General features: G+C 61.9%; 9 protein-coding genes. 1 reads left to right on the top strand and 8 read right to left on the bottom strand.

The window, feature by feature from the left end; translation table 11 throughout:
* Window positions 1–195 precede the first annotated feature (195 nt).
* The 7 genes from RTI28_RS28830 to RTI28_RS28800 all read right to left on the bottom strand — a co-directional run bounded on the left by RTI28_RS28830 (window position 196) and on the right by RTI28_RS28800 (window position 7,793).
* Complete coding sequence (locus RTI28_RS28830; protein ID WP_316923649.1) at window positions 196–1,812, bottom strand: NAD(P)/FAD-dependent oxidoreductase; 1,617 nt, start codon at window positions 1,810–1,812, stop codon at window positions 196–198.
* Window positions 1,813–1,917: 105 nt separating this feature from the next.
* Window positions 1,918–2,592 carry a hypothetical protein gene (locus RTI28_RS28825; RefSeq protein WP_316923648.1) on the bottom strand — a complete coding sequence of 225 codons (675 nt, stop codon included), beginning with the start codon at window positions 2,590–2,592 and terminating at the stop codon, window positions 1,918–1,920.
* Window positions 2,593–2,795: 203 nt separating this feature from the next.
* The gene (locus RTI28_RS28820) at window positions 2,796–3,497 is read right to left on the bottom strand and encodes an ABC transporter ATP-binding protein (RefSeq protein WP_316923647.1); all 702 of its coding nucleotides are present in this window, start codon (window positions 3,495–3,497) and stop codon (window positions 2,796–2,798) included.
* On the bottom strand, window positions 3,498–4,265 hold the full coding sequence (gene livG, locus RTI28_RS28815; RefSeq protein WP_316923646.1) for a high-affinity branched-chain amino acid ABC transporter ATP-binding protein LivG: 768 nt from the start codon (window positions 4,263–4,265) through the stop codon (window positions 3,498–3,500).
* Window positions 4,262–5,518, bottom strand: coding sequence for a high-affinity branched-chain amino acid ABC transporter permease LivM (locus RTI28_RS28810; protein WP_316923645.1), 1,257 nt, complete (start codon window positions 5,516–5,518; stop codon window positions 4,262–4,264). Before RTI28_RS28810 ends, livG begins: the two co-directional genes overlap by 4 nt.
* On the bottom strand, window positions 5,515–6,438 hold the full coding sequence (livH, locus tag RTI28_RS28805; RefSeq protein ID WP_075804495.1) for a high-affinity branched-chain amino acid ABC transporter permease LivH: 924 nt from the start codon (window positions 6,436–6,438) through the stop codon (window positions 5,515–5,517). The genes RTI28_RS28810 and livH overlap by 4 nt, the downstream gene beginning before the upstream one ends.
* A 227-nt stretch (window positions 6,439–6,665) precedes the next feature.
* Window positions 6,666–7,793, bottom strand: coding sequence for a branched-chain amino acid ABC transporter substrate-binding protein (locus RTI28_RS28800; RefSeq protein ID WP_042122844.1), 1,128 nt, complete (start codon window positions 7,791–7,793; stop codon window positions 6,666–6,668).
* Between the two features lie 366 nt (window positions 7,794–8,159).
* Between RTI28_RS28800 and RTI28_RS28795 the strand changes: the two genes are divergently transcribed.
* A complete protein-coding gene (locus RTI28_RS28795) occupies window positions 8,160–8,465 on the top strand; it encodes a DUF2288 domain-containing protein (protein ID WP_316923644.1) in 306 nt (101 codons plus the stop codon).
* A 190-nt stretch (window positions 8,466–8,655) separates the two neighbouring features.
* Here RTI28_RS28795 and RTI28_RS28790 read toward each other — a convergent pair whose 3' ends face one another.
* The gene (locus RTI28_RS28790) at window positions 8,656–10,839 is read right to left on the bottom strand and encodes a hypothetical protein (protein ID WP_042122848.1); all 2,184 of its coding nucleotides are present in this window, start codon (window positions 10,837–10,839) and stop codon (window positions 8,656–8,658) included.
* Window positions 10,840–10,909 lie beyond the last annotated feature (70 nt).

Below are 10,909 nucleotides of genomic sequence, written 5' to 3'. Positions count from 1 at the left end.
AATGCCTGCGGCGGTTTGGACTGATCACTGCGCAAGATCTCGTCTCAGTGCAACGCTGAGCGATCCAACCGCCGGATGCGGAAAACCGCACGTCCGGTGGTGTGGGAGGGGTAACGGGCACTAGTCCCGTTACCTCGACCCAATCACCGCGGATCCTGTGGGAGCGGGCGTTGCCCGCGATGAGGCCCGGGAGATTTACTCGGAAATCCCGAGCATGCTCTTGGCCACGGCCTCGGCGATGCGAATCCCGTCGACACCCGCCGACAGAATCCCCCCGGCATAACCCGCCCCTTCACCCGCCGGGAACAAGCCCTTCAGGTTCAGGCTCTGCAGGCTCTCGTCACGGGTGATCCGCAGCGGAGACGAAGTCCGCGTCTCGATGCCGGTCAGCACCGCATCGGCCAGGTTGTAGCCCTTGATCTGCCGATCGAAGGCGGGGATCGCCTCGCGCAGCGCCTCGATGGCGAAGTCCGGCAGGCTCGGCGCCAGGTCGCCCAGGCTGATGCCCGGCTTGTACGATGGCTCGACGCTGCCCAGCGCGGTCGACGGCCGTCCGGCAACGAAGTCGCCGACCAGTTGCGCCGGCGCCTGGTAGTTGCTGCCACCCAGCACGTAGGCGTGGGCTTCCAGGCGTTCCTGCAGCTCGATACCGGCCAGTGGTCCGCCCGGGTAGTCCTGTTCGGGGGTGATGCCGACGACGATGCCGGAGTTGGCGTTGCGCTCGTTGCGCGAGTACTGGCTCATGCCGTTGGTGACCACGCGCCCCGGCTCGCTGGTGGCGGCGACCACGGTACCGCCCGGGCACATGCAGAAGCTGTATACCGAGCGGCCGTTCCTGGCGTGGTGCACCAGCTTGTAGTCGGCGGCGCCGAGTTTCGGGTGGCCGGCGTACTTGCCCAGGCGCGCCTTGTCGATCAGCGACTGCGGGTGTTCGATGCGGAAACCGATGGAGAACGGCTTGGCTTCCATGAACACGCCACGGCCGTGGAGCATGCGGAAGGTGTCGCGGGCGCTGTGGCCGAGGGCCAGGACCACATGGCGCGAGTGCAGCTCCTCGCCGTTGTGCAGGACCACGCCATGCAACTGGCCGTCTTCCATCAGCAGGTCGGTGACCTTGTGCTCGAAACGCACCTCGCCGCCCAGGGCGATGATTTCCTCGCGGATGTTCTCGACCATGCCGGTCAGGCGGAAGGTGCCGATGTGCGGCTTGCTGACGTAGAGGATCTCTTCCGGCGCGCCGGCCTTGACGAACTCGTGGAGGACCTTGCGGCCGTAGTGTTTCGGGTCCTTGATCTGGCTGTACAGCTTGCCGTCGGAGAAGGTCCCGGCACCGCCTTCGCCGAACTGCACATTGGACTCGGGGTTGAGCACGCTCTTGCGCCACAGGCCCCAGGTGTCCTTGGTGCGCTGGCGCACTTCCTTGCCGCGTTCGAGCACGATCGGACGCAGGCCGGCCTGGGCCAGGATCAGACCGGCGAAGATGCCGCAGGGACCGAAGCCGACCACGATCGGCCGCTCGGCCAGGCCGCCTTGCGGCGCGCTGCCCACCGGCTTGTAGCTGACATCCGGAGCGATGACGACGTTGTGGTCGTCGGCGAACTTGCGCAGCACCGCCGCCTCGTCACGGACGTTGAGGTCGATGGCATAGATGAACAGCAGTTCGGTGTTCTTCTTCCGCGCGTCGTAGCTGCGCTTGAAGAGGGTGAAGTCGAGCAGCTCGGCGTCGTCGATGCCCAGGCGTTGCACGATGGCGTCGCGCAGGGCTTCGTCGGGATGATCCAGCGGCAGCTTCAGTTCGGTGATTCGTAGCATGACAGGGTCCAGTATCCCGGCCATGGAAGGGCCGGCGGCTTTACACAAACCGCCGAGTATAAAGGTTTCGCCAGCCCGACAGGCAGACTGAATGCGCGCCGGCGGTCAGTCGTTGCGCGAACCGCCGTAGTAGCCGCAGCCCTGCAGGGTCTGGCCATCCAGGCGCAGTTGCGCGGTCAGGTGGCTGACGCCGCCGGTGGCGCTGTCGACGCAGCGCTGCGGGGCGAGCCACAGCTCGACCTTCTGGCCGTTGGCTTCGCTGCTGACACTGATGCCGCCGCCGGGCATCTGTTCTTCCAGGTAGGGCAGGGCCAGCGGTGGCTGTTCGGGGCGGTTGAGGACCATGCCCTGGCCGCTGACGTTCAGGTTCCAGAACGGCTCCTGGCCGAAGGCGCGCAGGGTCATGCGCTTGAAGTTGGGGTCGGTGCAGGCGCTCGCCGAGTGTTCGACGCGGTACAGCTGGTGCACGTTGAACTGGCCGTCGGCGCTGTTGCCCTGGCTGGCGGAGAGGGTGCCGCGCAGGTCGGCGAACAGGGTGCCGGGGGTGGCGGCCAGGGTCGCGGCTTCCTGCAGCAGACCGGTATTGCCGCTGTCCTGGATGACGAAGCGCCGGCTTTCCGTGCACGGTTTGAACAGCAGTTGGCCATTGGCGGCGCTGAGTTCGCCTTGCAGACGGGTCATGCCGGCGGTGGAGACGGTTTCCGGCTGGTCGGCGAGCAACTGGCAACCGGCGAACAGCGGCAGCAGGGCGGCGACGAACAGGAAAGGGATGATACGCATCGAGGAAAACTCCGAGATCTCGGCCAGAAAGTTTTCAACGGTACGCAGGGTGGGGTGGGATCACAAGTTAAGTTATGTCAGAAAAATCTGGTGTCTCCGTGCGCCCTTTCGCGGGCAAGCCGCGCTCCTACGGTGTGCATGCAACTCGTAGGCGCGCGGCTTGCCCGCGAAAGGGCTGCAAAGCAGCCCCGGAAACAGAGGACTCAGCCGCCGAGGTAGGCGTCGCGCACCTTCGGATCGGTCAGCAGCGCCTCACCCGTGCCCTGCATCACCACCCGGCCGTTTTCCAGCACATAGGCGCGGTCGGCGATCTTCAGCGCCTGGTTGGCGTTCTGCTCCACCAGGAACACGGTCACGCCGTCGCGGCGCAGCTGTTCGATGATGTCGAAGATCTGCTGGATGATGATCGGCGCCAGGCCCAGCGACGGCTCGTCGAGCAGCAGCAGCTTGGGCTTGCTCATCAGCGCCCGGCCGATGGCGAGCATCTGCTGCTCGCCGCCGGACATGGTGCCAGCACGCTGAGCAAAGCGTTCCTTCAGTCGCGGGAACAGATGCAGGACCTTGTCCATCAGCTCCGGGATCTCGCGCTTGTCGGTGAAGAAGGCGCCCATCGCCAGGTTTTCCTCGACCGTCAGGCGCGAGAACACCCGACGGCCTTCCGGCACCACGGCAATGCTCTTGCGCATGATGTGCGAAGAACTCTGGCCGACCAGCTCTTCACCCAGGTACTTGATGCTGCCGCTGTGAGCCTGGGGCGAACCGCAGAGGGTCATCAGCAGGGTCGATTTGCCGGCACCGTTGGCACCGATCAGGGTGACGATCTCGCCCTGGCGGATTTCCACGTTGACCGAGTGCAGCGCCTGGATCTTGCCATAGAAGGTGGAAACGTTTTCGAACTGCAGCATTTACGCTTCCCCCAGATAGGCTTTGATCACGTCAGGGTTGTCGCGGATCTGTTCCGGCGTGCCATCGGCCAGGGGCGTGCCCTGGTTGATCACGACGATATGGTCGGAAATGCTCATGACCAGCTTCATGTCGTGCTCGATCAGCAGCACGGTGACGTCGTGGGATTCACGCAGGTACGCGATCAGCGCCTTGAGGTCCTCGGTTTCCCTGGGGTTCAGGCCGGCCGCGGGCTCGTCGAGCATGATGATGCGCGGTTGGGTCATCATGCAGCGGGCGATTTCCAGGCGGCGTTGCTGACCATAGGCCAGGGTGCCGGCGGTGCGGTTGGCGAACTCGGTCAGGTTGACCTTGTCCAGCCAGTACAGCGCGCGCTCCATGGCCTCCTTCTCGCTGCGGCGGAAGCTCGGGGTCTTGAACAGGCCGGCGAAGAAGTTGGTGTTGAGGTGGCGGTGCTGGGCGATCAGCAGGTTCTCCAGGGCGGTCATTTCCTTGAACAGACGCACGTTCTGGAAGGTCCGCACCACGCCCTTGCGGGCGATCTGGTGACCGGCCAGGCCCTGGATCGGCTGGCCATCGAGGAGGATGGTGCCGCCGCTGGGCTTGTAGAAACCGGTCAGGCAGTTGAACACGGTGGTCTTGCCGGCACCGTTCGGGCCGATCAGGGCAACCACCTGTTTTTCCTTGACGGTCAGGGCCACGCCGTTGACCGCCAACAAGCCGCCGAAGCGCATGCTCAGGCCGCTGACTTTCAGAATTTCGCGGCTCATCGACGCAGCTCCATGTGTGGACGTTGCATAGGCAGCAGGCCCTGCGGACGCCAGATCATCATCAACACCATCAGGGCGCCGAACATCAGCATGCGGTACTCGCTGAAGTCGCGCATCAGCTCAGGCAGCAGGATCATCACGATGGCCGCGAGGATCACGCCCAGCTGAGAGCCCATGCCACCGAGCACGACGATGGCGAGGATGATCGCCGATTCGATGAAGGTGAACGACTCCGGCGTCACCAGGCCCTGGCGTGCGGCGAAGAAGCTGCCGGCGAAACCGGCGAAGCAGGCACCCAGGGTGAACGCCGAGAGCTTGATCACGGTCGGGTTCAGGCCCAGCGCGCGGCAGGCGATCTCGTCTTCACGCAGCGCTTCCCAGGCACGCCCGATCGGCATGCGCAGCAGGCGGTTGATGACGAACAGCGCGAGCAGCGCCAGCAGCAGGGCCACCAGGTAGAGGAAGATCACCTTGTTGATCGAGTTGTATTCCAGCCCGAAGAACTCGTGGAAGGTCTGCATGCCCTCGGCGGCCTTGCGTTCGAAGGTCAGGCCGAAGAAGGTCGGTTTCTCGATGTTGCTGATGCCGTTCGGACCGCCGGTGAGGTCGGTCAGGTTGCGCAGGAACAGGCGGATGATCTCACCGAAACCGAGGGTCACGATGGCCAGGTAGTCACCGCGCAGGCGCAGCACCGGGAAGCCGAGAAGGAAGCCGAAGGTGGCGGCCATCAGGCCGGCGATCGGCAGGCAGACCCAGAAGCTCAGGCCGAAGTAGTGCGAGAGCAGCGCATAGCTGTAGGCGCCGACGGCATAGAAGCCGACGTAACCCAGGTCGAGCAGGCCAGCCAGACCGACCACGATGTTCAGGCCGAGGCCGAGCAGGACGTAGATCAGGATCAGGGTGGCGATGTCGACCGCGCCGCGCGAGCCGAAGAACGGCCAGACCAGGGCGACCACGATCAGGCCGAGGATGATGTAGCGCTGGGTCTTCGGCAGGGTCAGGTAGTTGCTGACCTTGGGGGGGATCAGCGGGCCGCGGTCACGCGAACGCATCGCCGCGCTCCACTGCTTGTCGAACAGCACGCGGAGGAACATCAGCACCGAACACAGGGCGATCACGCCGAGGGTGAAGGGACCCTGGCCATGTACTTCCAGGTTGATGCCGACGATGCTGAGTTTCAGGCCAAGCACCGGGAAGGCCACGGCCCAGACCAGGAGGGCGCTGAAGAACGCCGCTTTGAGATGTCTGTTCATACTTTCTCAACCTCCGGACGGCCCAGGATGCCGGTCGGCCGGAACAACAGAACGAGAACCAGCAGACCGAACGCCACGACGTCCTTGTACTGGTCACCGAAGATGTCAGCGCCGAAGGCTTCGGCCACACCCAGCACCAGGCCGCCGAGCATGGCGCCCGGGATACTGCCGATGCCGCCGAGGACTGCCGCGGTGAAGGCCTTGAGGCCCACCAGGAAGCCGGCGTTGGGGTTGATCACGCCGTACTGCATGCTCAGCAGTACCGCGGCCACGGCTGCCAGGGCGGCACCGATGACGAAGGTCAGGGCGATGATGTTGTTGGTGTTGATCCCCAGCAGGTTGGCCATCTTGATGTCTTCGGCACAGGCCCGGCAGGCCCGGCCCAGACGCGAGCGGGAGATGAACAGGGTGAGGCCGGTCATGGCGATCAGGGTGACCACGAAGACCAGGATCTGCATGTAGGAAATCAGGACTTCTTCCGCGCCGCCCGGACCGAAGGAGATGCTCCCCGGAATCAGGTTGGGAATGGATTTATCCTTGGAGTCCTGGGAAAGCAGGACGGTGTTCTGCAGGAAGATCGACATGCCGATGGCGGAAATCAGCGGGATCAGGCGGTTGCTGTTACGCAACGGCCGGTAGGCGACCCGTTCGATACTGTAGCCGTAGGCACTGGTAACGACGATCGTCGCGATGAACGCGGCGGTCATCAGCAGCGGCAGGGAATGGATACCCATCATGGCCAGTCCGGCAAGGACGATGAAGGCCACGTAGGAACCAATCATGTACACCTCGCCATGGGCGAAGTTGATCATTCCAATGATGCCGTAAACCATTGTGTAGCCAATGGCTATCAAGGCATAGGTGCTGCCAATGGTCAGACCATTAACCAGCTGTTGGAAAAAGTGATAGATCTCAGGCATTACAGCGCTCCTAAAAACCTGATACGCATTTCACTGGTGGGTCTGTACCCGGCACGGTCTTGTGGTCTGAGGCCACTTCGACGCATGCGCTGCCAGGGAACCGCTGGTGACGGTTTTAAGATTTTCAGGTGAACCCGATCCCGGATCGCGGGAAACGGGTCCATGAACCTCGTAAAACAAAGCCCACTGCTCGCACAGTGGGCTTTTCGGTCATGTGTCAGACGGAATTACTGAGGGGAGACTTCGGTTTTCGGTTTGCCGAAATGCCATTCGTAGACCACGAATTTGAAGTCTTTCAGGTCGCCTTTTTCGTCGTAGGACAGTTCGCCGGTCGGGGTCTTGAAGGTACCGGCGTGGATGGCCGCGGCTACCTTGTCGGTGTCCTGGCTGCCGGCTTTCTTGATGCCCTGGGCGATCAGCTCGACAGCCGAGTAGGCCGGGAACACGAACGGACCGCTAGGATCCTTGCCGTCGGCCTTGATGGCGTCGACGATCTTCTTGTTCTCCGGATCGGTGTCGAAGGACTTCGGCAGGGTGACCAGCAGGCCTTCGGAGGCGTTCTGGGCGATCTGCGAGATGGAGTCGTTGCCGACGCCTTCCGGACCCATGAACTTGGCGTTCAGGCCTTTTTCCTGAGCCTGGCGCAGGATCAGGCCCAGTTCCGGGTGGTAGCCGCCGTAGTAGACGAAGTCGACGTTGTTCTGCTTGAGCTTCTGGATGATCGAGGAGAAGTCCTTGTCACCGGCGTTCAGGCCTTCGAAGACGGCGACCTTGGTGCCTTTCTTCTCCAGGGTGGACTTGACCGCGGTGGCGATGCCTTCACCGTACTGCTGCTTGTCGTGCAGGACCGCGACGACTTTCGGCTTGACGTGGTCGGCGATGTAGTTGCCGGCGGCAGGGCCCTGGGCGCTGTCCAGGCCGATGGTGCGGAAGATCAGCTTGTAGCCGCGAGTGGTGATTTCCGGGCTGGTGGCAGCCGGGGTGATCATGATCACGCCTTCGTCTTCGTAGATGTCGGACGCTGGCTGGGTGGAGCTGGAGCAGAGGTGACCGATCACGAACTTGACGCCGTCGTTGACCACCTTGTTGGCTACGGCCACGGCCTGCTTCGGATCGCAGGCGTCGTCGTACTCCTTGGCTTCGAGCATCTTGCCATCCACGCCGCCGGCGGCGTTGATGTCCTTGATGGCCTGTTTTGCACCGATGAACTGCATGTCACCGTATTGAGTCACCGGGCCGGTCTTCGGGCCGGCGATGCCGATCTTGATGGTATCGGCGGCGAAGGAATGGCTGGCGACGCCGGCCAGAACCATCGCGGCGAACAGCTTGGAAATCTGCTTAGTAGCCTTACTCATAGTGCTCCACTCATTCTGTTGTAATTTTTATCGTCCTTGCGCCAGGGCAGAGGACCCGACAGACCCGGTACGGCCACGCCGTATCGCAGCCTGACTTTCCGGTTTCGCCCCCGGTGAATGCCCTGGCAACTGTACCGGTACAGTGTAGAGCGCTGCTTCATCGCTTGAAAAGCAGGCCCGCCGAGGCAAAAACCGCGGGTGTCGCCTGATCGACATAAAGATACAAAAAAGCGTCTTCTACTCGTCCGGAAGTGTCCGGAAACGTTTGGCTTCGTTGAACCTGCCGACCAATTACTTATTTGAAACTGGGTTTTTCTGCAAAAATAACGGCCTTTCATTTGAGCCGGATTATTTTTGGTGGAACCCATGACTGATGAACCAAGCACCCTCTATGCCAAATTGCTCGGCGAGACCGCGGTAATCGAGTGGAAAGCCTTGGAGCGTTTTTGGGCAAAGGGTGACCTGATTTGGGTCGACCCTTCCCTCGACCTGATCGAAGTCGCACAGGCAATGGCCGCGAATCGTGCCGAAAGCGTGGCCCTGTGGCGTAATGCTGGCACCGTCGGGCCTGTCACCTCGGAGCAGGCACTTGACCTGCAGAACCGCGATCCAGAGATCTGGGCGGTAGTCGTCTCGCCGTTCATCGTGATCCAGGAGCGCAAATCGCTGTAAGCCGGCTCCTATTTGGTGCGTAAAAACGCACAGCCAGGCCATTTTGGTGCGTGAGACCGTTCAGGCAGGGTGACGGTTGGTAACAGTCCCCTCGCACCCTGATCGGGCGGTAACAGTCGGCACGGGTAAAAAGCGGCACGAATGAAAACGGGGCGTCCGATGGACGCCCCGTTTCTGTCTGCGCGAAAACTTAGTAGTCGACTTTCCCGGTATGGCTATTGAGGGAAATGACCTTGGTCTTGCCGATGCGGTGCCGATAAATTTCACGCAAATATTTCACCGCCTTCTTCACGCACTCTCGCGACAGGCGAATATCGTTGATCGAGACGAACTTGTTCTTGTCGTTGATCAACTCGCGGTACTTCTTCTCGTACATCGGTTTGATCGCGTACCAGTTGGTATCGAGGATCTTCGCCGGATTCTCGAATTCGTTGAGCAACTCGTCGATGCGCTCGTCCTCGAACTCCTCGCGGGTGATGAAGTCGAGGATGGCGTTGTCCAGCGTCTCGTCGAAGCGGTAGGGCGCCCTGGCGAAGCAGCGCTTGATGAAGGCCACGATCAGGGTGAGGAAATCGTCCGACAGGCACGGGCTCTTGGCGATCAGGGTGGTCAGCGACAGGTTGGCCGAGGCACCGATCACCAGGGCGTAGCGTTTCAGGGTGGTGTTGGGGAAGAGGTTGTTGAGGTGGGTCTTGAGCCGGTTCAGGTCCATGTAGGACAGCTTGTAGTCCTTGGGCAGCGAGACGATCGAGACCACCGACGAACAGTTCTTGAAGAAATGCAGGTCATGCAGCGCCGCGGCGTCGCAGCCGGAGTTGCGGTACTGCTCCAGGGCGGCGCGATAGCGTTTCGACTCGATCGGCAGCAGGCTGATGCCCTCGATGGCCTGGGTGTCCTTGTTGAAGTGCGGCAGGTCGATGGAGCGGAAGAACAGGTCGTCGATGTTCAGGCGCGGTTGTTCCTTCTCGAACACCTTGAAGCCTTTTTCCGAATTCTGCCCCGGGGTTTCCGGGACCACGGACTCGGCGTAGGCGATCGCCACCGGGCCGGCCAGGCTCATGAACAGGTCGTTGGCGTCGAGGCGGATGGTCTCGCCGATGTCGATGCCGGCGCGACGGAAGTAGTTCTGGTCGTAGTCGGTGGTCACCGCCTGGGCGGTGAGGATGTTGAAGATCTGCTGGGAGATGTACTGGTTGGCGTGCTTCTCCATGGCGTTGACGTCGATGTTCTGGATATTGCCGTCGTCGCTTTCTTCGGCGTAACGCATGATGTCGTTGGAAATCAGCATCATCGCGTTCCACGGGCGGATCCGCCCCATCACGCTGGCTTCGCTGCTGTCTTCGTTATCGAAGTTGTAAGAGAAGTCCCATTCTTCCGAGAGGTATTTGCACAGCAGCCGCCCGGCGTTGATGTGCAGGGCTTCGGACATCTCGCTGCGATGATCGGAAATGTTCGGCAGCACGCAGATGCCGCTGGTGAAGATCGGCTCGAAGACGAACGAATGCCCCGCCTCGCCATCCTGCTCGTCGGCCGGCTTGGTGTCGAAGGTCTTGTTCATGTACGAGAACTGCTGGGCCAGGCCGAATTCCGAGGCCATGCCCGAGCCGGTGCCGCCGCCGGCGCTGAAGATATAGAAGTACAGCCGCGACTGGTTGGCCTTGATCCCGCAGGAATCGATCAGGTACGAGTGGATCAGTTTCCAGTCGGCGCTGGAGAAGCGGTGGGTTTCCTTGTTGAGGATGATCTTCGCCAGGTACTGGCCGAGGATCGGCGCGTTGCCCGCACCACCGGCGTGGACCTCGGACAGGTCCATGATCTTCATCTTGCTGTAGTCGCGCAGAAAACCGCTCTTCTCGCCCTTGCGGGAAAAACGAATGCGTCCGGCGATGTCCTTGTCCAGGTCGCCGAGCATCACCAGCGGCTCGACCAGAAACACCGGTTTGGCGCTCTTGGCCTGGACCAGGCGCAGGTTGTTGCGGATCCAGTGCGCCGGATTCCAGGTCGGGTCGTTGCCGGCGCGATCGTCGTTGTTGAATTCGTTGAGGTAGAAGGTCCGCGCGTTGTAGACCAGCTCGGCGACGTCCAGGGCGATGTTCGAACCGCAACGACCCAGGCCGATCAGGCACACCGAAGGGAACTGCTGGTCCAGGCGCAGCTGGGCATCGTCCTCGACATGCAGGCTCGGCGGAAACACCAGGTCACGCAGGCCGTCGAGGTTGTCGAGGATGCGCTGGGTGTCGGGTTCGGTGAAGTACAGGTATTGCTGCGGACTCAGCGTGGGCTGGCTGTAGTAGCTGCGGGTCCCGTAGGAAGTGGGCGCGGTGGCTGAAAGCAGCTCGGAAATCACGGTGGCAGGAGTATTCTTGGAGGTCATTTTGCGCCATGTGCCTGGGGGGAAGGCCTTTCAACAGTCGATATCATTGAGCCATCCCTGGATAAGTTTC

Origin of the sequence: Pseudomonas sp. zfem002, from assembly GCF_032621685.1 — a bacterium.
Lineage (GTDB): Bacteria > Pseudomonadota > Gammaproteobacteria > Pseudomonadales > Pseudomonadaceae > Aquipseudomonas > Aquipseudomonas japonica.
This window is presented reverse-complemented; position numbering and strand designations above follow the sequence as displayed.

Coding starts and splice junctions, on each gene's coding strand:
- RTI28_RS28810 (WP_316923645.1), bottom strand. CDS start 5,518: ATGAACAGACATCTCAAAGCGGCGTTCTTCAGCGCCCTCCTGGTCTGG.
- livH (WP_075804495.1), bottom strand. CDS start 6,438: ATGCCTGAGATCTATCACTTTTTCCAACAGCTGGTTAATGGTCTGACC.
- RTI28_RS28830 (WP_316923649.1), bottom strand. CDS start 1,812: ATGCTACGAATCACCGAACTGAAGCTGCCGCTGGATCATCCCGACGAA.
- RTI28_RS28795 (WP_316923644.1), top strand. CDS start 8,160: ATGACTGATGAACCAAGCACCCTCTATGCCAAATTGCTCGGCGAGACC.
- livG (WP_316923646.1), bottom strand. CDS start 4,265: ATGAGCCGCGAAATTCTGAAAGTCAGCGGCCTGAGCATGCGCTTCGGC.
- RTI28_RS28820 (WP_316923647.1), bottom strand. CDS start 3,497: ATGCTGCAGTTCGAAAACGTTTCCACCTTCTATGGCAAGATCCAGGCG.
- RTI28_RS28790 (WP_042122848.1), bottom strand. CDS start 10,839: ATGACCTCCAAGAATACTCCTGCCACCGTGATTTCCGAGCTGCTTTCA.
- RTI28_RS28800 (WP_042122844.1), bottom strand. CDS start 7,793: ATGAGTAAGGCTACTAAGCAGATTTCCAAGCTGTTCGCCGCGATGGTT.
- RTI28_RS28825 (WP_316923648.1), bottom strand. CDS start 2,592: ATGCGTATCATCCCTTTCCTGTTCGTCGCCGCCCTGCTGCCGCTGTTC.